Genomic DNA, 24,493 nt, shown 5'->3' with positions numbered 1-24,493 from the left:
TGGGTCTAGGCCTCCTCGCTCGCGATGATGGCCTTGGCTAGCTTGCTCAAGTGCTTCAGCTGCTTGGAGGTCGAGTCATCAAGTGCCCTATCCTCTGCGGCGTGAACCAGTGGGGCCAGGCTGCTGTAGGCCTTATTGCCCTTCTTGGTTACTGAGATGATCTGGCGGCGACGATCCTTCGGATCTTTGACCCTCTTCGCGAGGCTGCGCTTTTCCAGGGAATCGACGAGGCGAACCATATCGGAACGATCCACTCCAAGGATTTCACCCAGCGTTGCCTGGCTAGCTGCATCGCCATCGACGAGGCAGGCAAGAACCCAGAATTCACGCAGGTTGAAGCCCTCTGCAGCGAGCGCCGTCTCCACAAAATCGCGAGTGCGACGGCGGAGGCGCTCAAGCTGGAATGAGGGCGAAGACAACAAGTCAGCGGGTAGTGGCATAGATTCGGACATGCCACAAATATAACGCTGACAATGGGTGTTGTCTAATTGTGGGGTTGCCCCACGATGGGGAGGCCGGCGTCGCGCCAACCAGCCGTGCCATTGGCCACGTTGATAGCTTCGATGCCGTTTTGCTCAAGCCACTGGCAGGCACGGGCGGAACGGCCACCAGACAGGCAAATGAGGTAAATATCCTCGTTCAGATCCAGCTCGCCGTATCGGGCCTGCAGCTCGGAAAGAGGAAGGTTAATCGCGCCCTCCGCATGCCACTGGTTGTATTCATCTACCTCGCGGATGTCGACCAGCTGCGCGCCGGAGGGAACGTCGGTGGGCTGTACAGTCTCGAATTCACTCATGTCGCCCCATTGTAGGCAAGGGTTGGGTGGGGAGTTAAGTGGAGTTAAATGGAAGGAGCACTGAGAGCAGTTTTCTAGTGGCCATCAACGAAGGAGGTTGAAGTGGAGAGCACGAGCGGGCGGGTTGATACCGACCCCACGCGGGGGCTCACTACTGAAGAGGTAGCAGCACGCACGCAGCGCGGCGAGATTAATGCGCCGGGCAGCGGAACCGGCAGGAGTGTGGCACAGATCCTGCGCGCCAATATCTTCGCGCGCGTCAATGCCATCCTCGGGGTGCTGTGTGCAATCGTGCTGTCCACTGGCTCAGTGATCAATGCTGCCTTTGGTCTACTTATCATCGCCAACTCCGCGGTGGGCGTGATCCAGGAACTGCGGGCGAAAAAGACCCTCGACAAGCTGCGCATTGTCGGCGAATCAGAACCAACTGTCATCCGCGATGGTGCAGAAAAGTCCATTCCACAGCACGAGGTGGTGTTGGGGGACATCATCAAACTTCGCCCCGGTGACGAGGTCGTCGTGGACGGCACTGTGGTTTCCGGTTCTGTGCGCGTCGACGAATCCCAACTCACAGGGGAAGCCGATGCTGTGTCCAAGGCGGAAGGAGCGGAAATCCTTTCGGGCTCCATCGTCAATGAGGGCTCCGCATTGTTTCGCACCGACAAGGTCGGAGACGAGGCCTATGCCGCACGCTTGGCGTCGCAAGCAAGCGAGTTTTCGCTTACCGATTCCGTGCTTATGAACGGGATCAATAGCATCCTCAAGGTCATTACCTGGCTGTTGATCCCCACCGGTATTCTTACAATCTGGACACAGCTTGTGCGTTCTGGCACGAGCCTGCGCGAATCCATCCTCTCAATGGCTGCCGCTATCGTTCCGATGGTGCCGGAGGGGCTGGTTCTCATGACTTCCATAGCTTTTGCCGCGGGCGTAATCCGCCTCGGCAAGTTCAAAGCCCTGGTCAACGAACTCGTAGCTATTGAGGGACTCGCCCGCGTCAATACTGTATGCACGGATAAGACCGGAACGCTCACCACGAATGAGATGGAGCTGGACTCCATCGTCACCGCCGAAGGAAAGGACGCGGAGGAATCCTGGGGCCGCAACCTCGCCGCCATGCTGAGCGCCCAGGACGAGCTCAACGACACCGCCCGCTCTATCGTGGCCGGGTTGCGTGAGTGGGGCGTAGAGCCTGAACAGTGGCAGGGCCAAGAGATTCCCTTTAACTCGCGGTACAAGTTCTCGGGGTTCGCTGTATCCAATGCCACTGCGTGGATCATGGGCGCGCCCGATGTACTTCTGCACGAAGGAAGCCCCGCCGCCAAAACAGCCAAGAAACTAGGGGATCAGGGGCTTCGCCTTCTCGTTTTCGGCCAGGTCAAAGGCGGCGGTCACGATTGGATGAACACCGACAGCCTCACCATGGATGCCGCCCCGCAACTCGACGAACCTGTGCTGGTTGTGCTGCGCCAACAACTGCGCTCCGATGCCCGCGAGACGCTCGAGTTCTTCGATAAACAAAACGTGGACATCAAAGTCATCTCCGGCGACAACCCGGACTCGGTGGCAGCTGTGGCACGCAAGGCTACGGACCGGGAGCTTGTGGCGGTCGACGCCCGTACTCTCAGCGACCTGGATGAGGCAGCCTTTGACGAAGAGATTGCCCGTGCAAACGTCTTCGGGCGTGTGAGCCCCGAGCAAAAACAGCAAATGGTGGGATCTCTGCACCGACAGAATCGCACGGTCGCGATGACCGGCGATGGAGTCAATGACGTGTTGGCGCTGAAGAAAGCCGACATTGGCGTAGCCATGGGGTCGGGTGCACCGGCGACACGCAGCGTGGCGCAGCTGGTGCTGCTGACGAATAAGTTTTCCGCGCTGCCGCGCGTGGTGGCCGAAGGGCGCCGGGTGATCGGCAATATCGAGCGCGTAGCCCACCTTTTCCTGACGAAAACCGTCTATTCAGTGGTGCTTGCACTAGTGGTAGCAGTGCTGGGTATCGCGTTCCCATTCCAGCCGATTCACGTGACGATCACTGGATGGTTCACTATCGGTATTCCAGCGTTTGTACTGTCTCTGGCTCCCAACACGGAGCGCCCGCGCGAAGGGTTCGTTCAACGCGTGCTGTCCTTGGCCATCCCCTCCGGAGTGCTTATCGGCAGCATCTGTGTGGCGATGTGGATCATCATCTACCCCGGCGCCGATGTGCCGGAGATCCAACGGCAGCAGGCCGGGACTGCAGTACTTGTGGCGCTGATCACTATGGGGCTTTGGGTGCTGGGCATCGTGGCAAGACCACTGGTCTGGTGGAAGGTACTCCTGCTGGTCTGCTGTGTGGGCGGATACCTGGTGATTTTCCTCGTTCCACCATTCCGCGAGCTATTGATGCTGCACCCGGAGAATCTGCAACTTATGAGTTTGGGTCTGGCCGTAGGGGCGGGCGGTGCTGTGCTTATTGAGATTGCCCACCAGGCAGCCACCCGCTGGCAAAAGAAAACGGAGGGGGATCGTTAATCCCCCTCCGAAGGCCTAGTACGTCAGGCTGGCTAGGCTGATTCTCTCGCTCGGCCAGACTTAACGGCGTCGAAGGATAGACGCTATTAGGCAGCGCAACTAGTCAGCGCATACATTCAGCGCGATTAATCCTGGTGGCGATCGATGGCTTCCTGCAGGATGCGCTCGGCCTCAGCCTTGTTGCCCCAACCGGAACCATTGACTTCCTTGCCCGGCTCCAGGTCCTTGTAGTGAACGAAGAAGTGCTCGATCTCGTTCTTGGTGAACTGATCGATGTCTTCGATGTCTTGGAACTGCTCGAAGCGGACGTCATCCAGTACGCACAGCAGCTTGTCGTCACCGCCGGCCTCGTCGGTCATCTTGAATACGCCGACCGGGCGAGCCTTCACGATCACGCCAGGGAATACCGGCTCCGGCAGGATCACCAGTGCGTCCAGCGGATCGCCGTCCTCGCCCAGCGTGTGGTCAATAAACCCATAGTCAGCCGGGTAGGCCATGGGGGTGAACAGGTAGCGATCCAGGTAGACCTTGCCGGACTCGTGGTCGACCTCGTACTTGTTGCGGGAACCCTTCGGGATTTCAATGGTTACTTCGATGTTTTTGCTCATGCGCACCATTCTAACCGAGCGGTGTTTTTCGGCTAGGGTGAAGCGAGTGAGTAAGCAGAAGTCCCTGAAAGTCTGGCTGTGGAGCATCGTCGCCTTCGTAGTCGTCGTCGCTCTAGTGGTGGGGGCTGCTGTGGTGTGGTCAATGAGCAACCGCTATGAGGTGCACGAGCCCCAGCAGATTGCCGAACCCACTGCAGTCATGAACACTCCCACCGGATCGGTGCCCGACGTGCAGACTGCCGTGCGGCGCGCTGCCGCGGATCCCGCCTTGGGCGTTCTTTCTGCCTCCGTCACGGATGTGGAGACTGGCGAGGTGCTGTGGGCCGAGGATGAAAACCAAAAGCTCACCCCGGCGTCGTCGACCAAGATCTTTACGGCCGCAGCTGCGCTGCTGGCGCTGGACCATGACAGTACGTGGCGCACTGAACTACTGCAGGATCCCCAGGATCCGAGCACACTCATTCTGCGCAGCGACGGAGACGTGACCTTGTCGCGCAATGGCGAGGGGTTCTTCACTGATGCGGCCTCTATTGCCGAGTTGGCCAAGGAAGCAAAGAAACAACTCGGTAGCCAATCTGTGACTTCCATCGTGGTCGATAACTCACCGCGTTCTGGCGACCTCTTCAATGAAACCTGGGATCACGACGACATCGATGGAGGCAATGTCGCCAACCTCGATGCCGTGATGCTTGATGCGGGCCGACTCGATCCCAATAAGTCCGATTCCGCTCGTTCCCACACCCCCGGCGAAGATGTGGGGCGCGCTGTAGCTGATGCGCTTGGCGTGGATGCGAAGGTTGCTGTCGAAGACGAAATGACGCCGAATTCCAGTGGCGCCAAATCCATTGCAACTGTCACCTCTGCACCGCTAAAGGTGCGCTTGCGCGACATGCTGGTACACAGCGATAACTTGCTGGCAGAGGCCATTGGCCGCGAGGTTGCCAAGGCAAAGGGGGCGCCAACGACCTTTGAGGGCGCTACCGGTGCGACGCTGGACGTGCTGCGTGAACACGGTATTGATACGGCCGATGCAGTGCTCTTTGATAATTCTGGAATGAGCGAAAAGAACCGCCTGACCGCCCATGAGTTAGACGGCGTGCTGGCCAACAAGGACGTGCGTCCGATTCTGGACCTGCTGCCGGTCTCCGGTGTGGAAGGCACCCTGGAGGCACGCTATGGCGAAGGCTCCGGAGCGGAGAATTCCGCCGGCTGGGTGCGAGCTAAGACCGGCACTCTTTCTGGAGTGAATGCTCTGGCAGGAACAGTGATGACGGCCTCTGGCAGGCCACTGACCTTTGCTTTCCTGTCGAATGAGTCGGATCCAAACACCGCTCGTCCGGCTCTGGATCGGTTGGCGAACGCGGTGCGTACAGCTCGGTAGTTTTCTCTCATGAGCGTTCAATCGGAGATCCGGGCCTGGCTGCAGGAGTTGGATCACCCAGGTACACCCACGATCCGAGCGCAGCAGGTGCGCGCCGGGGTAGCCGTAGGGCTGTCGGGTGGAGCCGATTCCCTGGCGCTCGTACACGGCTTACTGCGCTGTGACATCCCGGTGCATGCGGTGGTGGTGGATCATCAACTGCAGGAAGGGTCCGCGGATATTGCATGTAAGGCTGCGGAGACCGCTTGCACGTTGGGGGCTACCACGGAGATCCGCACCGTTGATGTCGATGGAGCGGGGGAGGGGCCGGCGCGCGAAGCACGCTACCGTGCGCTAGGTGCCGCAGCGGCCGGGAGGCCACTATTGGTTGCTCACACTGCCGACGACGATGCCGAGGGAGTACTCATCGGGTTGGTGCGCGGATCCGGAGCAGAGGCCATTGCGGGGATGCGCGCCGTACACACTGACCATGCGGCAGTGGCTGCGGGCGCAGCATGGCTGGGCCGCCCCCTGCTGCGCTGTACACGGGAACAGACGGAGGCCGAATGCTGCAGCGCGGGCGTGCAGTGGTGGGAGGACCCACACAACTACAGCAATGCGTATCTGCGCAGCCGTATTCGCACCCAGGTGCTGCCCTTTTTGCACGATGCTCTCGGGGAACACTTCGGAGCCAATGTGGCGCGAACCGCACGGATGCTGCGGGAAGACGCCGAATTGCTCAATGCGTTGGCGGAAAGGGAGTTAGCGGTCGCTGAAAAGGGGGCGTCATTAAACTGCGCCGAATTACAACGGCACCCAGCGGCGCTTCGGCGCAGGATCGTGAGGCGGTGGCTGACCGATAAAACGGGACCTCTGACAAGTAGCCATCTCAAGGCAATAGACGCGCTGGTTATGGCGTGGAAAGGGCAGGGAGGTACCGCGGTGCCATGGCCTGTGGAGGGGCCTTTGGAAGAAAGTCCAGGTGGGGTGCCGGGCTCACCTACAATGAATGAGAAACGGCGTACCCACCGACTGGTGGTACGGCGCTGCGAAGGGTATCTGCAGTTGGCGACTGTCCCCCGGTCGTAGCTGCGCGCTAGAATGCCAGGCAGACAATAAAGGCGGAGAAGTCGACGACGGAATACCGCCGAGAAAACACCCCAGTAGCTACCCAGTAACTACCCGAGAACTAACACAGCCAATCACGACGAGACGAGGTCTGCGATGCATAGCGAAAAGAACTTCAATGTCCCGGAAAATCCGTACGGCGACGACCTAGAAAGTGTCCTCATTGACGAGGAAACGCTGCAAGCTCGCGTTGCAGAACTGGCTAAGGCCACCGCTGACCGTTTCCGTGATGAAGAAGATGACCTCATCCTCATTTGCGTGCTGAAGGGCGCGGTGTTTTTTATTACCGACTTCGCACGGGCGCTGGATATCCCAACTCAGCTGGAGTTCATGGCAGTGAGCTCTTATGGCAATTCCACCAGCTCTTCAGGCGTGGTGCGTATCCTCAAGGATCTGGATCGTGACATCGAGGGCCGCAACGTGGTGATTGTCGAGGACATTATCGACTCCGGACTGACCCTGTCCTGGCTGATGAAAAACCTGCGTAACCGCCATCCGAAGTCGCTGTCCGTCGTTACTTTGCTGCGTAAGCCCGAGGCTCAGAAGGTACAGATTGAGCTGGCCGATGTTGGATTCGAGATTCCCAACGAGTTCGTCGTGGGCTATGGCCTGGACTTCGCCGAACGCTACCGCGATCTGCCCTACGTGGGCACTCTGCACCCTCGCGTTTACGAATAAAGCACTGTTCGCACGGCTTTTTAACTCAACAACTCACTAGGAAATATGGACAAGAAGAAGGTACTGAGGATCGCGGGAATCGTCGCCGTGGTTCTTATCGCGATCTATGCATTCGGTGTTCTAACTGATGACGCCCGTGGTTATGACGAGGTTGAAACCTCCGTAGCCATGAAGCAGCTTGACGAGAAGAACGTCAAGGAAGCTCAGATTAACGATCGTGAGCAGCAGGTACAGCTGAAGCTGAAGAAGTCGATCGAAGTCGACGGCAAGAAGGACATCGAGCAGGTCATCGCGAAGTACCCCGGGCGCACGGCTCCGGAGATCTTCGATGCGGTGCAGAAGTCCGAGGCGGAGAAGTACAACACCAAGGTCACTGAAGATAGTTTCCTGGGCAGCCTTTTGGTGATGCTGCTGCCGATGCTGCTGATTTTCGGCCTGCTGATGTTCATGCTGTCGCGCATGCAGGGTGGCGGCGGCATGGGTGCTTTTGGCTTCGGTAAGTCCACCGCCAAGCAGCTCAACAAAGATAACCCGGATACAACCTTCGACGATGTTGCCGGTGCGGACGAGGCGGTTGAGGAGCTGGATGAGATCCGCGACTTCCTAACTGACCCGACCCGCTACGAGGCTTTGGGCGCCAAGATTCCGCGGGGTGTTCTGCTGTATGGCCCGCCCGGTACGGGTAAGACGCTCCTGGCTCGTGCCGTGGCCGGCGAAGCCGGTGTGCCATTCTTCACCATCTCCGGTTCCGACTTCGTGGAGATGTTCGTCGGCGTGGGTGCTTCTCGCGTTCGCGACCTGTTCAAACAGGCAAAGGAAAACTCTCCGTGCATCATCTTCGTCGATGAGATCGATGCGGTCGGTCGCCAGCGTGGTGCCGGCATGGGCGGCGGTCACGACGAACGTGAGCAGACTCTGAACCAGTTGCTGGTGGAAATGGACGGCTTCGGCGACCGCGATGGTGTGATCCTGATGGCTGCTACCAACCGTCCTGACATTCTGGATCCCGCTCTGCTGCGCCCAGGTCGCTTTGACCGCCAGATTCCGGTGACCAACCCTGACCTGGCTGGCCGTGAGCAGATTCTTAACGTACATGCGAAGGACAAGCCGCTAGCCAAGGACGTGGATCTGAAGTCTTTGGCGAAGCGTACTGCGGGCATGTCGGGTGCGGATCTGGAGAACGTGCTGAATGAGGCAGCTTTGCTGACCGCTCGCGTAGAAGGCAATGTGATTACCGCCGATGCGCTGGAGGAAGCCACTGACCGTGTGGTGGGTGGACCGCGTCGCAGCTCCAAGATCATTTCGGAGCATGAAAAGAAGGTCACTGCCTACCACGAGGGCGGTCATACGCTGGCGGCCTGGGCCATGAAGGACATTGACCGTGTGTACAAGGTGACGATCCTAGCTCGCGGCCGCACTGGCGGTCACGCCATGACGGCGCCGGAAGACGACAAGGGCATGTACAACCGTTCCGAGTTGTTTGCCCGTCTGGTCTTTGCCATGGGTGGCCGAGCTGCTGAGGAGTTGGTGTTTGGTAATCCGACGACGGGTGCCTCTGCAGATATCGAGATGGCTACGAACATTGCCCGTGCAATGGTTGTGGAATACGGCATGAGCCCTGTCGTAGGTGCCGTGAAGTATGGCCAGGACGAGGGGGATCCCTTCGTCGGCCGGGGTGGCCAGGGCGGTAACCAGCCTTCCCAGAATGTTGCGAACCAGATTGACGATCAGGTGCGCATGCTGATGAACAAGGCGCAGCAGATTGCCTACGAGGTATTGCGGGACAACCGCGATTATCTGGATACTTTGGCTTCCAAACTGCTGGAGAAGGAGACCCTGCGTCGCCCGGATCTGGAGTCCATCTTCGAGGGTATTGAAACTCGTGAAGTTTCTGACATTTTCCCGATGCAGGATCTGGATCGCCCGTGCGATCACCGGGAGCCGGTGAAGACCCCTGTGGAGCTTGCCCGCGAGCGTGGCGAGGAGCCACCGGAGCGGACCAACTTCTTCTCCGCGGCTCGCCGTGCACGCATGGAGAAGCGTAAGGCACAGAACGAGAAGCGACAGACAGAGCGTCTGCAGCAGGGGCAGCAGCAGTTCCCACAGACCCAGCGGTCGCAGAACAGCCCGCAAGCTCAGCAGCCCCAGTACGGCCAGAATGGTCAATTCGTTCCTCCGGTACAGGAAGAACGCGGCTTCCAGCTGCCTGCCCATGAGCAGCCGGATCATCAACAGCAGAAGGCACACGAGGCACCGGAGCCACAGGTAGCAGAGGAAGCGCAGGCACCTCAGCCGCAGCCGGAACCGCATGTACAGCCGGAGCCGCAGGAGCCGCAGCCAGAGGCTGAGCCCCAGGGACAGCACCGTCGGCAGGAAATGCCGAAGCAAACGTTCCCATGGGAAAAGAACCGGAATGATGACCGGGAACAGGAAGACAACTAGTGAATAACCCTCAACAGCCACTTGCTCCCGGCACCTTCGACCAGGAGCGGGCAGAGGCTGCCATCCGTGAGTTGCTGCTCGCCATTGGCGAGGACCCCGACCGCGAAGGGCTCCAAGAGACCCCAGCCCGCGTAGCGCGCGCCTACCGCGAAACTTGCTCGGGGCTGTACGAGGACCCCACCGAGGTGCTCAACAAGACCTTCAGCGAAGACCACCGGGAGCTGGTGCTCGTCCGCGACATCACCTTCTACTCGATGTGTGAGCACCACCTGGTTCCCTTCTTCGGCAAGGCGCACATCGGATACATTCCCGGCGAATCTGGCAAGGTCACCGGCCTGTCCAAGCTGGCACGGCTCATTGATGGCCTGGCGAAGCGCCCGCAGGTGCAGGAGCGCCTGACCTCCCAGGTGGCTGATGCGCTGGTGGAGAAGCTGGATCCTTCCGCCGTAATCGTCGTCTTGGAAGCCGAGCACCTGTGCATGGCCATGCGTGGTATCCGCAAGCCCGGCGCTAATACGGTAACCTCTGCCGTTCGCGGTGGGTTCCAGAAGAACGCAGCCTCCCGCGCAGAGGCGATGGCGCTGATCCGACCGTGACGGATCCAACTCCCGCCGGCCCCCAGCGCACCCTCGTGATGGGCATTCTCAACGTCACCGAGGATTCCTTTTCAGATGGTGGAGCCTATCCCAACACCGAGGCCGCTTTGGCTCACGCGGAAGCCATGGTCGCCGATGGAGCGGACATCATCGACGTCGGCGGGGAATCCACCCGCCCAGGCGCAACTCGCGTCGACCCAGTCGTGGAGGCTGCCCGCGTCGCCCCAGTCATCGAGGAGCTATCCCGTCGGGGAATCGCCACCAGCATCGACACGATGCGGGCTTCGACGGCGCGGGCCGCGTGGAAAGCGGGCGTCACCTATCTTAACGACGTCTCCGGCGGTCTGGCAGACCCCGACATGCTTCCGCTGGCTGCGGAATCCGGACTGCCGATCATCCTCATGCATTGGAACAAGGGAAAAGCCGCTGAGTTCGCCGGTGCCGAGGGCTACCACGATCACGGTGAGGATATCGTCGGCCACGTCATCCACTGGCTGGAAAAGCGAATTGAAGCTGCGGAGGCGGCGGGCGTCGCAAAGGAACAGATTTACCTGGATCCCGGCATCGGCTTTGCGAAAACTCCACGGGAGAACTGGCAACTGCTGGGTGCGATGGACCGACTGGTGCAGTTGGGCTATCCGGTGCTGGTAGGAGCTTCGCGAAAGCGTTTCCTCACAGCACTGCGCCCGGCCAGCGATGGCAAGCCTGGCACCCCGGAATCCGCGGACGATGCCACTGCGGCGACCTCTGCACTCGCGGCGGCAGTTGGCGTCTGGGCCGTCCGGGTGCATAAAGTAGCTCCGACACGGGCCGCCGTGGATGTTGCACACGCAATGGCCACCGGATGCGGCCCTGATATCGACGAGCAATGGAGGGCACGACGTGGCTGACCGCATCGAGCTCATGGGCGTGGAAGCATTCGGCCACCACGGAGTGTTTTCACACGAGAAGGACACCGGTCAAAAATTCATCGTTGACATGGTGGTGTGGACGGACTTCCGCGCCGCCGCGGACACGGACGCGCTGGAGAACACAATCGACTATGTGCAGCTGGCCGATATTGCGGTCAATGCGGTCGAAGGACGGGGCACGCCGCGTGGGCAGAGCCACGACCTGATCGAAACCCTGGCCTCGGAGATCGCCGATGAAATTGCCGAGCTCAGCGGGGTTTATGCCGTGGAGGTCACGGTGCACAAGCCCGAGGCTCCCATCGCCCATCCATTCGCTGACGTGCGTGTAGTCGCTAGGAGGTCCAAGCGATGATCACTGTTTTCCTGGGAATCGGCTCCAATCTGCCGGGAGACGTGGGCAGCCCAACTGCACAGATCGAACGCGCTTATGAGCTGCTGGAAATGCACCCGGCCATCGACATCGTGGAAAAGTCGCGAATCTTCGCCACTCCGCCGTGGGGCGGGGTAGAGCAGCAGGAATTCCGCAACTCCGTGGTGGCCGTCAGGACATCGCTGGATCCTTTGGCGCTGTTACATCACTGCCAATTCGCGGAGGCCGTCGCGGGGCGGGAGCGCGAGGTCCGGTGGGGGCCGCGAACTGTCGATGTGGATATACTTTTTGGTTTTGACGCCCAGTTCCAACCCATCCAATCCCAGGGGAAGTGGGGGTTTGAACTTGTCATCCCACACCCCTATGCCCATGAGCGGGCATTCGTGTTGGTGCCCCTTAATGATCTGCAGCTGGCTCAGGAACCTTGGTGTAGCTTGGCCGGGCGAAGCATCCTGGAGTGGCTGGAAGAGGTCGATCCAGCGGAGCGGAAGGCCATTGTCCCGGCTGAGCCGCGGAGCTAACTGTAACCGCGGGCTCGCTTGGCTAGTCTGAAGAGTATCAGTCTGGAGAGAGTCAAAGAGGGATAAAGAGGCAGATACGATGAGCCCGCTAAAGCGCACGAAGATCTCTACGGTCGCCTTAGTGGCTATAGTCTGTGCTCTTATTGCTTGGGTCAGTACGTTGAGCTTCTATGGCAGTTTCCCGCCGATTAAGGCGACGAGCTCCGTACTGTTGTGGATTTTCGCAATCGTATGCGCGATAGGCGGGTGGGTGATCCGCAAGCGCATCGGCAACAGTGGTATCGGCATGGATCGCACTCAGATGCAGCCGACGACTGTGACTCAGTGGTTAGCGTTAGGGAAAGCAACGGCGTGGGCTGGTGCTGTGTTTTTGGGCCTGTTTGCGGGGGCGGGAATGTACGTTATTCCGCAAGCGGGACGTCTAATGGCCGCGGAGGCCGATCTGCCTGGAGTGATAGCTGGGGCGGTGGGGGCTTTGGCTGCTGTTGTGGCCGGTATGTGGCTGGAGCGCAGCTGTGAAGCGCCACCGCCGGATGCGCCATTAACGCCCAACGGGCTCGACGTTGGGTAGTGTGTTGACCATGAGCTTCCCGCAGTCTCCTAAGCCACAGCAGTCTCACCAGCCGCAGCAGCCCTTTAACGGGCGCCAGTCCCCGGATGCTCCGGGGTACGAAGATGACTCCACTTATCGGGGAAACCAGCTCCAGGGGTCGCAGGTTGCGTCGAACGAACCTTCGAGCTTCTCTCGATTCCTTATGTTCGGCCTGGTGGTACTGGCTCTGCTGGCAAGCGTGCCAATGCTGTTCATGGATTCTGATGGCTGGCTGAAGGTAGCTCTGATCGCCGCTCTGTGGGCCGCGTTCTTTGGCGTGGTGCTTGTGCTGCGCTATGCGGGCGCCCTGAAGCTCGCTCGTGAGCAGGCGGAAAACCAAGAGAGCTACTACCAGTCACAGCTGCAGAGCGAACGCGCGCAGCTGAAGAAGCGTGAGGCGGAAACCCAAGCCAAGTATGCGGCGGAGGCCAAGAAGTCTCAGGATGAGCGCGATAAGCACCTGGAGGAGTTACGTGCGGAGCTGGCTCGTATGCGTCAGCAGCTCGCGGAGCTGACCGGTGAGGACTTCGGTGAAGGAGAACAGCGCGCCGTCCGCGCCAAGGCTGAGCGCGTACGCGAACTGAGCCAGGGCAGCGGTAACAATGCGGGTCACGACGCAAAGCCCCAGCAAGCACAGCAGACAAGTCAACCGCATAAGGCACAGCACCGCAGCAAGCCGAAATTCAACACTGGCACTTTTGCTGCTGTGAACTGGACTGGCCAGGACTCCGAGGAGACCTCCCAGCTGCCGTTGGTTGTGGATACGACCGCCATGAACGAGCCGAAGCCTGCACAGAAGCGTCGCGCTCAGATGCCTAGTGCTGACGCTGTGCGTTCCGGTCGCGATCACACTGCAAACCCTAACCAGGCTAAGCAGCAGCCACAGACAGCTGAAGAGTCACGGCCGGATGAGCAGGCCGAAGGCACTCATGGTCGTCGACGTGCCGACGAGGCCAAGAATGCTGTGACTGTCGCCGACTTGATGAAGCGTTTCAAGAACTAAGTGGCGGAAACAGATATTCAACAGCCGCGTCTGTCGGTCGGCATAATCTCAGCCGGCAAAGTCGGCGTGGCTCTAGCTGAAGCTTTTACACGCGCCGGCCATCATGTGCATGGTGTGTACGCGCATTCGGCACGCTCGGAAGAGTTGGCGTCACAAAGAATCCCGAACATTCCCCGCATCAGCCTCAGCAGCACTGCACACGCCGCGCTCGTGGTTCTGGCGGTGCCGGATCCGAAGCTTCCCGAGGTGATTGAAGAGGTGGCGCAACACACGCGCGACGGGCAGATCGTCGCGCACGTATCCGGTGCCTTTGGCTGCGAGATTCTGCAACCGATTACCGATACCGGCGCACTGCCGCTAGCACTGCATCCGGCAATGACATTCACCGGAACCCCAGCTGATAGTGAGCGCTTAGACGGATGCGCATGGGGCGTAACCAGCGACTCCGAGGTGGGTGACGTGGTTGCCCAGACACTCGTAGCCAGCCTCGGCGGGGTGCCAGTCGCGATTCCCGAGAACCATCGCGCGGCTTATCACGCGGCAATGGCACATGCAGCCAACCACCTGGTGACACTGTTGACGGATGCGCAAGAAATCCTGGATCGGGCGGTCGACGCACCAGGCGAAAGCCCCGATAGTGCGCTGCTGCTGCGTCGCATTGCTCACGCGGCGGTGGACAATGCCCTGGAGAAGCGCATGGATGGGCTGACCGGGCCAGTTGCCCGTGACGATGCGGCTGCGGTGATGCGCCACTTGGCGGCGCTGCGGAGCTTGGAAACCCAGAACACTAGCGCCGAAAACGCATACACAACCATGGCCCGCCGCACCGCGCTAAAGGCGGGGGCTATTGAGGTCGAAAGACTGCTGGATCTAGAGTAAGAACCATGACGTTCACACCTGGCCAGGCAGAGGTTTTCACGGAGATTGAGGGAATCGGGCAGCTGACCCGCGCAATGCGCAAGGCAGGTCGCCCAGTCGTATTGGTACCCACTATGGGTGCGCTGCACGAGGGGCACCTTTCGCTGGTGCAGGCCGCACAGCAGATTCCCGGTGCGCTGGTCGTCGTCAGTATTTTCGTCAACCCATTGCAATTCGCCGAGGGGGAGGACCTGGATGCCTACCCGCGCACTTTAGATGCTGACGTGGAGAAGCTTAAGGCCGCGGGCGTGGATGCAGTCTTCGCCCCCAACCCGCGTGAGATGTACCCCAATGGCCCGCGCACTACCATCCACCCAGGTGAGGCCGGTCGCATCCTGGAGGGTGCACACCGCCCAACCCACTTCGCGGGCGTGCTGACGGTAGTGAACAAGCTCTTTACAATCACCCATTGCGATCACGCATTCTTCGGGGAGAAGGATTATCAGCAGCTGCTGCTGATCCAGCAAATGGTCACGGACCTAAACATGGAGGTACAGGTCCATGGAGTGCCGATCGTTCGCGAGGCTGATGGACTGGCGAAGTCCTCCCGCAATGTCTACCTCTCCGCGGAGGAACGTGAGCTGGCGCTGACTCTTTCAGCGGCTCTGACCGCCGGAGCTTTTGTGGCCGAGCAGGGCCCCGAGGCGGTTCTGCAGACTGCCGGCTCTATTTTGGACGCCACCCCAGACGTGGAGGTGGACTATCTTGAGCTGCGCGGTACGGACCTTTCCGACTGCCCGGCAGACGGCGAAGCTCGTCTGCTGGTAGCGGCGCGCGTCGGTACGACGCGCTTGATCGACAACGTCGGAGTTCCGCTGGGTACGGGTTTCAAGGGGCTTGACGAGGCTGGCACTGAGGGTGCAGCAGAGTAGAGCCATGGATCAGGATCAACGCCACTCGCACCCTTTCGTAGAGATTTCCGTAGGGGAGTACCGAGCCAGCATCTCCACGTTCGGCGGTGGCCTACGCAGTCTGGAATACGCGGGAAAGCCCTTGGTGGTTTCCTACCCCGAGGGGACTTATCCACCACTTTCTTCAGGCATTGTGCTGGCGCCCTGGCCGAACCGCACCGCCGATGGTGTGTTTGCCCACGACGGCGTGCTGCACCGGTTGGACATTACTGAGCCGGGACGAGCCACCGCCATCCATGGATTCGTGGGACAGATGGCCTGGCACATTGCCGACCAGGGTGAGGATTTTGTAACGCTGGAGCTTTCTACCGGCCTACGGGCTGGCTGGCCGTGGCCCTTGCTGTTGCGGATGACATGGGCCGTACGCGCTGCAGATAGTGGAGAAGGCGAGGGGCTATTCGCCACCTTTGAGGTGCGCAATGAAGGCGACGCTTCCTGCCCCTTTGGTCTGGGGTGGCACCCCTACCTAAGCGCGCTAGGTACTCCGCTGGACGATTGCGTTGTGCACCTGCCGGTCGGTACGAACCTGCCACTGGATTCCGTGCGAAATCTGCCCGCCGGGCCGGAGATTCCTGCTCGCCGGGTGTTGCCGGACGTGGAAGCGGGCCAGCGTATGGCAGGGGTTTGGCTGGATCACTGTTTCGGTGATGTCGATAGGGCTCAGGGGGTGACCGCCGAGGCACAGTTGCTGAACCCCGAGGGCGAGGGTGTGCGTCTGTGGGTAGGAGAGGGCTTTAATTGGTTCCAGGTGTTTACAGCGGATCCGGCTCGTCGCGAAGGATACCCCGGTGTAGGACGGGCATTAGCTGTCGAACCGATGACGTGCCCACCGGACGCATTGCGTTCCGGTCGTGACCTTATTCGCCTGCTACCAGGCGAAAAGCGCAGCTTTGAATGTGGGATTTACTATGTTTCGCGTGGGGGCGTCGAGACCTAAAACAAAGGTACTTCCATAAATAGAAAAGAATTTCCTTTATAGCACTACGCGGCGTTAAGATTTCTATTGAATCAAACATCCAATAGTTCTCGTCGCTGGTAGTTGTGAACTAAAACGATTGGTGCCTGGGACGGGAACCCGACGTTCCTGGAGGTTCGCAGCTATGACAGCTGAAGGACTACGTTTGGACGCGAGCTGGGTAGACTACGCGCTGGTCGCGCTATACTTCGCTTTCGTCCTCGGCATCGGATGGGCAGCTAAGTCCAAGGTGTCCAGCTCAATCGACTTCTTCCTCTCCGGCCGATCCCTACCCGCCTGGGTGACGGGTCTGGCCTTTATTTCTGCCAACCTGGGCGCCGTTGAAATTGTGGGTCACTCGGCCAACGGCGTGCAGTACGGATTCGAGACCATGCACTATTTCTGGATCGGTGCGATCCCGGCCATGGTCTTCCTCGGCATCGTGATGATGCCCTTCTACTACGGCTCTAAGGTGCGCTCCGTTCCGGAGTTCATGCAGCGCCGTTTTGGCAACGGCGCGCACCTGGTCAACGGCATCTCCTTTGCCGTAGCTCAGCTGCTGATTGCCGGCGTGAACCTACTGCTGCTGGCCAAGGTGGTTAACTCACTGCTCGGCTGGCCACTGTGGGTCACCCTGGTTGTTGCCGCGGTCATCGTTTTGTCGTACATCACCCTGGGTGGTCTGTCCGCAGCGATCTACAACGAGGTGCTGCAGTTCTTCGTGATTATCGCCGCCCTGCTGCCGCTGACAATGATCGGCCTGCACCAGGTTGGTGGTTGGGATGGCCTGCAGGCCAAGGTTGCAGACTCCTCGCACTTCCACACCTGGCCGGGCACCGAAATCTCAGGCTTTGAGAACCCGGTCGTCTCCGCTATCGGCTTGGTCTTTGGACTGGGCTTCGTGCTGTCCTTCGGTTACTGGACCACCAACTTCGTAGAGGTTCAGCGCTCCATGGCAGCCGATTCGCTGTCCTCTGCACGGAAGACCCCGATCATCGGTGCGTTTCCGAAGATGTTCATTCCGTTCCTGGTGGTTATCCCGGGCATGGTTGCAGGCGCGACTGTCACCCCGATTATGGATGGCTCCGCCGAACCGAACGATGCCATCCTGTACCTGATGCGCGACCTACTGCCGAACGGCCTGCTGGGCGTGGCCATCGCAGGTCTGTTGGCCGCATTCATGGCTGGTATGGCGGCTAATATTTCCGCCTTCAACACCGTGTTTTCCTATGACATCTGGCAGTCCTACATCGTGAAGGACCGCGACGACGACTACTACCTGAAGGTCGGCCGTATGGCCACCGTCGGCGCTACCGTCATCGCCGTGTTCACCGCCCTGCTGGCATCCAACTTCGGCAACGTCATGGACTACCTGCAGACGCTGTTCGGCTTCTTCAACGCCCCGCTGTTCGCCACCTTCATCCTGGGTATGTTCTGGAAGCGCATGACGCCCACCGCAGGTTGGGTCGGCCTGGTTTCCGGTACGGGTATCGCGATTGTCTACTGGGCTATAGCCACCTTCGGCAGCACCGACGCTAGCTTCTTCAACCTCCCGGGACAGGGCACGGCCTTTGTCGCCGCATCCTTGGCATTCGTCACGGATATCATCGCTTCCATCCTGGTTTCCATGGTCACCAAGCCGAAGCCGGATGAGGAGCTGGTGGGCTTCGTCAAGTCCGTTACCCCGAAGGAAAACCTCACGGATGCTGCCGAAGCCAGCCTGCCGTGGTACCGCCGCACCGTACCGCTGGGCATCCTATGCCTGGCCATGGTGCTCGTCCTCAACATCGTGTTCGCTTAACAAGGGCGCAAGTTTTTCAGAAAGGAGTGAATGGACACAATGGCTAAGAACACTGCTAAGAAGGGCTCCCACATGGCGGGTGCCTTCGATATCCGCAATGTCATCGGTTCCCTCATGGGCCTGTACGGACTTGTGCTCTTGCTGAGCTACTTCCTGCTTGACCCGGGTATGGATGTATCCACCGGCGAGCCGAAGAACGAAACATATAACCTGGTGTGCGGGTTGGCCATGATCGCCGTGGCAGCGATCTTCGTACTGTGGACCAAGTTGGATCCAATCAAGATTGATGAATCCGCCGAGCCGCAGGAACCGCAAACTAAATAACGCATTGCCCGCCCCACTGAAGAGGCGGGCTTTTTCTTCGTGCGCCTCTATGCGCATTAACTAAAGGGAGTGATCCACGCCGTGCAGCATGATTTCAAGGTAACTCGAACGACACTTGCGGATGGCCGCGAGCTGATGTACTTCGACGATGAACCGGCATACGTGGCAGGGGAGAAACAACGGGAGCTGCACGATTCCCGTGATCTGCCACAGGCCACTACGGAATCCGAGATGCGGCAGGATCCTTTGACCGGCCAGTGGTATGTCTACGCCGCCCACCGTATGAACCGCACGTTCATGCCCCCGGCGAACGAGAATCCGTTGGCCCCCACCAAACCTGGCGAACTACCCACTGAGGTGCCTGCCGATGATTACGACGTCGTGGTTTTTGAAAATCGCTTCCCCTCCTTGTCCATGCACATGGAGGTGCCGGACGACTTCGCCACACAGGTCGACGGTCAGGAGCTTTTCCCCCGTAAGCCCGCCATTGGCCGCTGCGAGGTCGTCTGCTTTACCCCGGATGTGAACTCCTCGTTTAAGGACCTGTCCTACGAGCGTGCCCGTACCGTCGTCGAAGCCTGGGCCCACCGCACCGCTGAGCTCTCCGCTATCGAGGGCATCCGCTTTGTGTTCCCCTTTGAAAACCGCGGCAAGGAAATCGGCGTGACGCTGCAACACCCGCACGGCCAGATCTACTCCTATCCTTTCGTTCCGCCGCGCGCCGCCGAGGTAGCCACGCGCGCTCGCGCTTTCCGGGAAGACACCGGTCAGGATCTTTTTGACGCCGTCTTGTCCGCTGAAAAGGAATCCGGTACCCGTGTACTTCTCGCTGGAGAGCACTTCACCGCTTATGTTCCGGCGGCAGCAAAGTGGCCGGTCGAGGTCATCCTCATGGCCAACCGGGCAGTCCCGGATTTCGCGGCACTCACAGACGAGGAAAAGGATGAACTCACCCGCTTCTACCTAGACCTGCTGGGCCGTATGGATCGCTTCTTCGAGGGCATTGAGCGTACTCCATATATCGCTGCCTGGAACCAGGCGCCGGTGGGGGAGGATCGCGAAAACGGTCGCCTGTACTTGCAGCTGTATTCGATGATGCGCTCTGCTGGGCGCATGAAGTTCCTGGCGGGAAGCGAGTCCGGCCAGGAAGCCTGGATTTCCGACACCACACCAGAAAGAATCGCCGAGCGCTTCCGGGAGGTAGCCGACAATGCCAACTAACGTAACCCCCCGCTGGCTGCAGACCCGCACCGAGGAGCAGGGCACTGCCGACGTACAATCCCTATTCCAGAAGGTCTACGGCTATCAATCTGCGGGTGTGTGGTCCGCGCCGGGCCGCGTCAACCTGATCGGTGAGCACGTGGACTATGCCGACGGCATCAGCCTGCCCTTCGCGCTCTCGCAGCGCACCTACGTGGCCGCCGCCAAGAACAATGACGGTGTGTACCGCGTAGCTTCTCGCTACGGTGACCCAGCCGAAATCGTCCACGTCGAGATTCCTGTTTCCGAGGTTGGCCCCAACAATCCAGCCAACTGGGCCGGCTACGCAGTCGGAGCCATCTGGGCGGCCATCGAGGCCGGGCTGATGCCTGCCGGTGGATTGAACCTCGCCATTGAATCCGACGTGCCAGTCGGCGCAGGGCTTTCCAGCTCCGCAGCGTTGGAATGCTCGGCGGCTCTTGCAGCCTTCGACCTAAACGGCAGCGCACCCCTTGATGATGCGGTGCGCAGCGGACTCATGAGGGCGTCAATAAGAGCAGAAAATGAGGTAGTCGGCGCCTCCACGGGCGGCCTCGACCAGCGCATTTCCCTATTCGGGCAGGCTGGCCACGCGCTCGCCATCGACTTCGCCGAAGACAGCGCCACGTTAGTTCCTTTCGACATCGCGGCGCGCGGGCTTGCCATCCTCATCATGAACACGAATGCCCCGCACCGCCTGAACGATGGGCAATACGCCGCGCGCCGTGCCGTGATCGATGGGGTGACCGCCGACCTGGGCGTGAGCAGCCTACGCTATGCGAAGGACGCAGAGGCGGACTCTGCCCGGTGGGCACAGGCGAATGGCCAAGACCCACAGCAGGTGGCGGCACGCGTACGCCATGTGGTTAGCGAGATTGCCCGCACCGCGGAAGCGATCCAACAGATCCGTGGTGGAGATGTGGAGGCCTTCGGACGATCGATGCAGGGCAGTCACGCCTCCCTGCGCGATGACTACGAGGTCACTGTGCCGGAGCTAGATACCGCGGTGGATATGGCAATGGAACAGGGAGCATTGGGCGCCCGCATGACCGGTGGTGGATTCGGCGGCTCCGCCATTGCACTGCTGCGCGAGGATCGGGTGGAAGCAACGGCGCAGGCTGTGGCGGAGGCATTCGCGAAAAAGGGCTTTAATGAACCCGAGTTTGTGGTGGCTTTGCCGAGCGACGGCGCACACCGGAACGCCTAAATCCCAGCTAAATAGATTAATTGCTGTGCCGCGAGTAAGGTGTTCACCCGTGTTGCGAACAATGCTGAAATCAAAGATCCACCGTGCGACAGTTACGCAGGCCGACTTGCACTACGTCGGCTCGTGCACCATCGACGCTGATCTGATGGAAGCTGCCGACATCCTTGAAGGCGAGCAGATCGACATCGTCGACATCGATAACGGCAACCGCCTGACGACCTACGCCATCACCGGCGACCGAGGCAGCGGAGTGATCGGTATCAACGGTGCCGCCGCGCGCCTAATCAGTCCCGGTGATCTCGTCATAATTATCGGGTACGCCCAGTACAGCGAGGAAGACCTGAAGGGCTACGCCTCCCGCGTGGTTTTCGTGGACGAGAACAACAAGCAGATAGAGCTCGGCGGAGACCCGGCCCACGTGCCGGACGGCTCGGGGCTCAAGAACCCGCGCCACCCGGAGGCTTAACTAACTTCGTACTTCCCGTCGTCGTTGTGCTTCACATGGACGCGCCACAGAGGCATTCCATCTTCCTCCAGGTCTTTTTGGGTAGTCGTGAGCGTGTCCGCTCCAATAATGATGAAGTCGGTGTCATTAAAAGGAAGGCCAACTTCCGAGCAGAAATGCTGACTGCCCTTGCCATCGGACATAGGGGTTACTGTCTTGCCGGCAATCTTCATCACCCAGTACTCGCCATCCGGCGTCTGCATACCTATCTCGGATGGAGGGAACAACGGTGATTCGTCTTCGTATGCATACTCCACCTCGGCGCAGAATTTGCCGTAGTCCCGAGGATTGTCAATTAAAACCTCGGGGTTTTTCAGTTTCATTTCCGTCCTGCCTCGGCCTACTTTCTCAGTGACTGCCTCATCCTTAGACTTGGCTTTTTCTCGATTCTCGAGAAAACCATCGTCAACGATGTTGAGTTCCACGCGGTCGCCAACTTCCTGAGGCCCTTCAGCGCCGCCAATGTTTGCTTCCTTGCCTTCAAGCTCCTGGTAGCGGTTGCCCAGATTCGTTAGTGAACGTAATAGAGGCTTGATGATGTCGCACCCGTGTGTGGACATGATTTCCGCGTTCTCTAACGGAGTTCCCTCTGGACCAGAAAGGCTGCAAAGTTCATCCTTGGTCGCAACTTTCCAGCCTTTTATGCCATCGTCGGAGAGCTCAGAAAATTCGGCATCGTCGCCCATCAGATCCGCTAGGTCTGGGCGCTTTTTGGTGGCGGATAGTGCGGTATAGCTGGACGTATTCTTTACTTCCTCCGGGAGGTCAGCATTGTTCTTTGGCTTGGCAAAGCCTGCGCAGGTTTCGGAATTAACAAAAATATCCGCCGAGTCCAGGGGAAGAACCTTTGAACTATCGAGATAGGCCTGGTTGTAGAAATCCTGACCTAGATCGCAGTCACTGAAGTTGCCGTCTTTGAAGATTTCCCGCAATCGGTTGTCGTCGATCTCCTTGGAAACCTCCGAGTAGTTTCCGGCCGCGGGCTGACCCTTGTCATTGCCGGAGTCGCTGCCGTTGCCGGAGCCGTCCTTCTTGCCGCCGAAAGAAATTTCTTCGCTGGCTCCATCGGGACGTTGGAAGACAGAACAACCGGCGGTGAAGGTTAGAACACCCGCGGCCAGGCAGGCTGCTGTAACGCGGGCGTACTTGCGGGTGGGGGAAGTCGGGTGTGAGGAAAACATGGGGCACGCTTCCTTTGAATCTTGTGCAACGTTACCTAGGGACAAGTGGGCAAACCTGCCTTATGTTCCTCCAAGCTAACACTCCCGAACCTCTCACATGCCTCAATCGGTAACCCCACCGCGCCATGCGCTAGGCTTTGTAAACGTGACTGACGCAGCAAAATCCCCCGCACAAGACCTGCCCGAACAGCTTCGCATCCGCCGCGAGAAACGCCAACGGATCATCGAGTCCGGCAAGGATGCCTACCCGGTCGAGGTGCCACGTACCCACTCCCTAGCCGAGGTGCGTGCACAGTGGGCCGTGAAGAAGACTGATGGTGAAGCTGAAGAGCAACCGGTTGAAGCAGAGGGCGTCACTTATCTCGCCGCTGGCGAAGAAACCCAGGACGTCGTGAGCGTCACTGGACGCCTAATCTTTATGCGCAACACCGGCAAGCTCTGCTTCGCCACCCTGCAGGATGGCGACGGAACGCAGCTGCAGGCCATGCTGTCTTTGGCAGAGGTGGGCGAGGATGCGCTGGCTGAGTGGAAGGCCGACGTGGACCTCGGTGACTTCATCGGCGTAACCGGTCGCGTGATCGCGTCTCGCCGCGGCGAGCTGTCCGTCATGGCTAGCGAGTGGGTTATGGCCGCGAAGTCCCTGCGTCCGCTGCCCGTTGCCTTCGCTGAAATGAACGAAGAGACGCGTGTGCGCCAGCGCTACAACGACCTGATCGTGCGCGAAGAGGCTCGCAAGAACGCGATGACTCGCGTGAAGGTTATCCGCGCGCTGCGCGACTACATGGAGGGCGAGGGCTTCGTAGAGATCGAGACCCCGATGCTGCAGACCCTGCACGGTGGCGCGGCAGCCCGCCCGTTCGTTACACACTCCAACGCGCTCGACATTGACCTTTACCTGCGTATCGCGCCGGAGCTCTTCCTTAAGCGTGCCGTGGTGGGTGGCATCGACCGGGTCTTCGAGATCAACCGCAACTTCCGCAACGAGGGTGTGGATAAGTCGCACTCCCCGGAGTTTGCGATGCTGGAGACCTACGCCGCATGGGGTGACTATGACGATTGCGCCCGCACGACGCGTGAGTCCATTCAGTACATCGTTGACCAGCTCACCAAGGGCACTGATTTGGAGGGGACCGGCAAGGTACGCCTGGCCGATGGCACCGAATACGACTTCGGTGGCGAGTGGAAAGAAATCGAAATGTACCCCTCGCTCAACGAGGCTTTGGCACGGAAATACCCCGGCCAGCCAGAGGTGACGATTGATTCCACCGTCGAAGAACTCAAGGATATCGCCAAGGTCATCGGCCTGGACGTTCCTGCAAAGGGCGGCTGGGGCCACGGCAAGCTGGTGGAGGAGATCTGGGAAGTCCTGTGCGAGGACCAGCTGGATGGTCCTATCTTCGTGCGCAACTTCCCGGTTGAGACCTCCCCGCTGACCCGCCAGCACCGCAGCAAGCCGGGCGTGACGGAGAAGTGGGACCTGTACGTCCGCGGCTTCGAGCTGGCAACCGGCTACTCCGAGCTGGTGGATCCGGTTATTCAGCGCGAGCGTTTCGAGGATCAGGCACGCCTGGCCGCCAATGGTGACGACGAGGCAATGCGTCTGGACGAGGACTTCCTGGCAGCCATGGAGCAGGGCATGCCGCCGACAGCCGGCACCGGCATGGGTATTGACCGCCTGCTCATGGCCCTGACCGGCCTGGGTATTCGCGAAACCGTACTCTTCCCGATCGTGAAGCCAGAGCGCGACAACTAGTCGAGCGTCCTACTTAGTAACTAATACAGACGCTTGGGATCCCCTCGGGTGGCGCCCGTGGCGACCACCCGACTAGCGTTGCCGTTCAGCGCAAAAGGTGCACAATCGTGCACCCTTTTTCGTATTCGGGTGTAATTCAGGACGCCAATTGCCCCAAAGTGTGACGCGCGCCATTAGAGT

24 protein-coding genes are annotated in these 24,493 nt (G+C 59.7%); 20 read left to right on the top strand and 4 right to left on the bottom strand.

Going from position 1 to position 24,493, the window contains the following annotated elements:
• Positions 1 to 5: 5 nt before the first annotated feature.
• Positions 6 to 452 (bottom strand): MarR family winged helix-turn-helix transcriptional regulator, encoded by a 447-nt coding sequence (locus ACWXWJ_RS03230; protein WP_293791045.1) that lies wholly within the window; start codon positions 450 to 452, stop codon positions 6 to 8.
• Between the two features lie 32 nt (positions 453 to 484).
• Positions 485 to 796 (bottom strand): rhodanese-like domain-containing protein, encoded by a 312-nt coding sequence (locus ACWXWJ_RS03225; protein WP_293791046.1) that lies wholly within the window; start codon positions 794 to 796, stop codon positions 485 to 487.
• Between the two features lie 102 nt (positions 797 to 898).
• Here ACWXWJ_RS03225 and ACWXWJ_RS03220 point away from each other — a divergent pair, with 102 nt between their 5' ends.
• Positions 899 to 3,310 carry an HAD-IC family P-type ATPase gene (locus ACWXWJ_RS03220; protein WP_473963528.1) on the top strand — a complete coding sequence of 804 codons (2,412 nt, stop codon included), beginning with the start codon at positions 899 to 901 and terminating at the stop codon, positions 3,308 to 3,310.
• A 125-nt stretch (positions 3,311 to 3,435) separates the two neighbouring features.
• On the opposite strand, the gene ACWXWJ_RS03215 is transcribed toward ACWXWJ_RS03220, so the two are convergent.
• Entirely contained in the window at positions 3,436 to 3,918 is a 483-nt protein-coding gene (locus ACWXWJ_RS03215) for an inorganic diphosphatase (RefSeq protein WP_293791047.1), read from the bottom strand.
• A gap of 46 nt (positions 3,919 to 3,964) precedes the next feature.
• Here ACWXWJ_RS03215 and dacB point away from each other — a divergent pair, with 46 nt between their 5' ends.
• From dacB to panD, 18 genes are all read left to right on the top strand, one after another.
• Entirely contained in the window at positions 3,965 to 5,299 is a 1,335-nt protein-coding gene (gene dacB, locus ACWXWJ_RS03210) for a D-alanyl-D-alanine carboxypeptidase/D-alanyl-D-alanine endopeptidase (RefSeq protein ID WP_473963527.1), read from the top strand.
• A gap of 9 nt (positions 5,300 to 5,308) precedes the next feature.
• Positions 5,309 to 6,367, top strand: a complete 1,059-nt coding sequence (gene tilS / locus ACWXWJ_RS03205; RefSeq protein ID WP_473963526.1) for a tRNA lysidine(34) synthetase TilS — start codon at positions 5,309 to 5,311, stop codon at positions 6,365 to 6,367.
• Between the two features lie 135 nt (positions 6,368 to 6,502).
• The gene (gene hpt / locus ACWXWJ_RS03200; protein ID WP_293791050.1) at positions 6,503 to 7,084 is read left to right on the top strand and encodes a hypoxanthine phosphoribosyltransferase; all 582 of its coding nucleotides are present in this window, start codon (positions 6,503 to 6,505) and stop codon (positions 7,082 to 7,084) included.
• Between the two features lie 45 nt (positions 7,085 to 7,129).
• Positions 7,130 to 9,526, top strand: a complete 2,397-nt coding sequence (gene ftsH / locus ACWXWJ_RS03195) for an ATP-dependent zinc metalloprotease FtsH (protein ID WP_473963525.1) — start codon at positions 7,130 to 7,132, stop codon at positions 9,524 to 9,526.
• Positions 9,526 to 10,122 carry a GTP cyclohydrolase I FolE gene (gene folE, locus ACWXWJ_RS03190; protein ID WP_293791052.1) on the top strand — a complete coding sequence of 199 codons (597 nt, stop codon included), beginning with the start codon at positions 9,526 to 9,528 and terminating at the stop codon, positions 10,120 to 10,122. The genes ftsH and folE overlap by 1 nt, the downstream gene beginning before the upstream one ends.
• Before the next feature lie 38 nt (positions 10,123 to 10,160).
• Complete coding sequence (folP, locus tag ACWXWJ_RS03185) at positions 10,161 to 11,012, top strand: dihydropteroate synthase (protein WP_473963562.1); 852 nt, start codon at positions 10,161 to 10,163, stop codon at positions 11,010 to 11,012.
• Positions 11,005 to 11,385: a dihydroneopterin aldolase gene (gene folB, locus ACWXWJ_RS03180; protein WP_293791053.1), complete on the top strand. Its 381-nt coding sequence runs from the start codon at positions 11,005 to 11,007 to the stop codon at positions 11,383 to 11,385. The genes folP and folB overlap by 8 nt, the downstream gene beginning before the upstream one ends.
• Positions 11,382 to 11,924, top strand: coding sequence for a 2-amino-4-hydroxy-6-hydroxymethyldihydropteridine diphosphokinase (gene folK, locus ACWXWJ_RS03175; protein WP_473963524.1), 543 nt, complete (start codon positions 11,382 to 11,384; stop codon positions 11,922 to 11,924). Before folB ends, folK begins: the two co-directional genes overlap by 4 nt.
• A gap of 79 nt (positions 11,925 to 12,003) precedes the next feature.
• Complete coding sequence (locus tag ACWXWJ_RS03170; RefSeq protein WP_473963523.1) at positions 12,004 to 12,495, top strand: DUF3180 domain-containing protein; 492 nt, start codon at positions 12,004 to 12,006, stop codon at positions 12,493 to 12,495.
• Positions 12,496 to 12,505: 10 nt separating this feature from the next.
• A complete protein-coding gene (locus ACWXWJ_RS03165) occupies positions 12,506 to 13,519 on the top strand; it encodes a DUF6779 domain-containing protein (protein WP_473963522.1) in 1,014 nt (337 codons plus the stop codon).
• A complete protein-coding gene (locus tag ACWXWJ_RS03160) occupies positions 13,520 to 14,398 on the top strand; it encodes a Rossmann-like and DUF2520 domain-containing protein (protein WP_293791057.1) in 879 nt (292 codons plus the stop codon).
• Positions 14,399 to 14,403: 5 nt separating this feature from the next.
• Positions 14,404 to 15,309 carry a pantoate--beta-alanine ligase gene (gene panC, locus ACWXWJ_RS03155; protein WP_473963521.1) on the top strand — a complete coding sequence of 302 codons (906 nt, stop codon included), beginning with the start codon at positions 14,404 to 14,406 and terminating at the stop codon, positions 15,307 to 15,309.
• 4 nt (positions 15,310 to 15,313) lie between these two features.
• Positions 15,314 to 16,285, top strand: a complete 972-nt coding sequence (locus ACWXWJ_RS03150; RefSeq protein WP_473963520.1) for an aldose 1-epimerase family protein — start codon at positions 15,314 to 15,316, stop codon at positions 16,283 to 16,285.
• 163 nt (positions 16,286 to 16,448) lie between these two features.
• On the top strand, positions 16,449 to 18,104 hold the full coding sequence (locus ACWXWJ_RS03145; protein ID WP_293791060.1) for a sodium:solute symporter family protein: 1,656 nt from the start codon (positions 16,449 to 16,451) through the stop codon (positions 18,102 to 18,104).
• Positions 18,105 to 18,143: 39 nt separating this feature from the next.
• Complete coding sequence (locus tag ACWXWJ_RS03140) at positions 18,144 to 18,428, top strand: hypothetical protein (protein WP_293791061.1); 285 nt, start codon at positions 18,144 to 18,146, stop codon at positions 18,426 to 18,428.
• Between the two features lie 69 nt (positions 18,429 to 18,497).
• On the top strand, positions 18,498 to 19,649 hold the full coding sequence (gene galT / locus ACWXWJ_RS03135) for a galactose-1-phosphate uridylyltransferase (RefSeq protein ID WP_473963519.1): 1,152 nt from the start codon (positions 18,498 to 18,500) through the stop codon (positions 19,647 to 19,649).
• Complete coding sequence (gene galK / locus ACWXWJ_RS03130) at positions 19,639 to 20,874, top strand: galactokinase (protein ID WP_473963518.1); 1,236 nt, start codon at positions 19,639 to 19,641, stop codon at positions 20,872 to 20,874. The genes galT and galK overlap by 11 nt, the downstream gene beginning before the upstream one ends.
• 49 nt (positions 20,875 to 20,923) lie before the next feature.
• Positions 20,924 to 21,340, top strand: a complete 417-nt coding sequence (gene panD / locus ACWXWJ_RS03125) for an aspartate 1-decarboxylase (RefSeq protein ID WP_473963517.1) — start codon at positions 20,924 to 20,926, stop codon at positions 21,338 to 21,340.
• Here panD and ACWXWJ_RS03120 read toward each other — a convergent pair.
• Entirely contained in the window at positions 21,337 to 22,560 is a 1,224-nt protein-coding gene (locus ACWXWJ_RS03120; protein ID WP_473963516.1) for a hypothetical protein, read from the bottom strand. The two genes, panD and ACWXWJ_RS03120, sit on opposite strands and share 4 nt — an antisense overlap.
• A gap of 97 nt (positions 22,561 to 22,657) precedes the next feature.
• Between ACWXWJ_RS03120 and lysS the strand changes: the two genes are divergently transcribed.
• Positions 22,658 to 24,313 carry a lysine--tRNA ligase gene (gene lysS, locus ACWXWJ_RS03115; RefSeq protein ID WP_473963515.1) on the top strand — a complete coding sequence of 552 codons (1,656 nt, stop codon included), beginning with the start codon at positions 22,658 to 22,660 and terminating at the stop codon, positions 24,311 to 24,313.
• The last annotated feature ends 180 nt before the right edge of the window (positions 24,314 to 24,493 follow it).

The sequence above is a fragment of the Corynebacterium sp. p3-SID1761 genome, from assembly GCF_055862885.1.
This window is presented reverse-complemented; position numbering and strand designations above follow the sequence as displayed.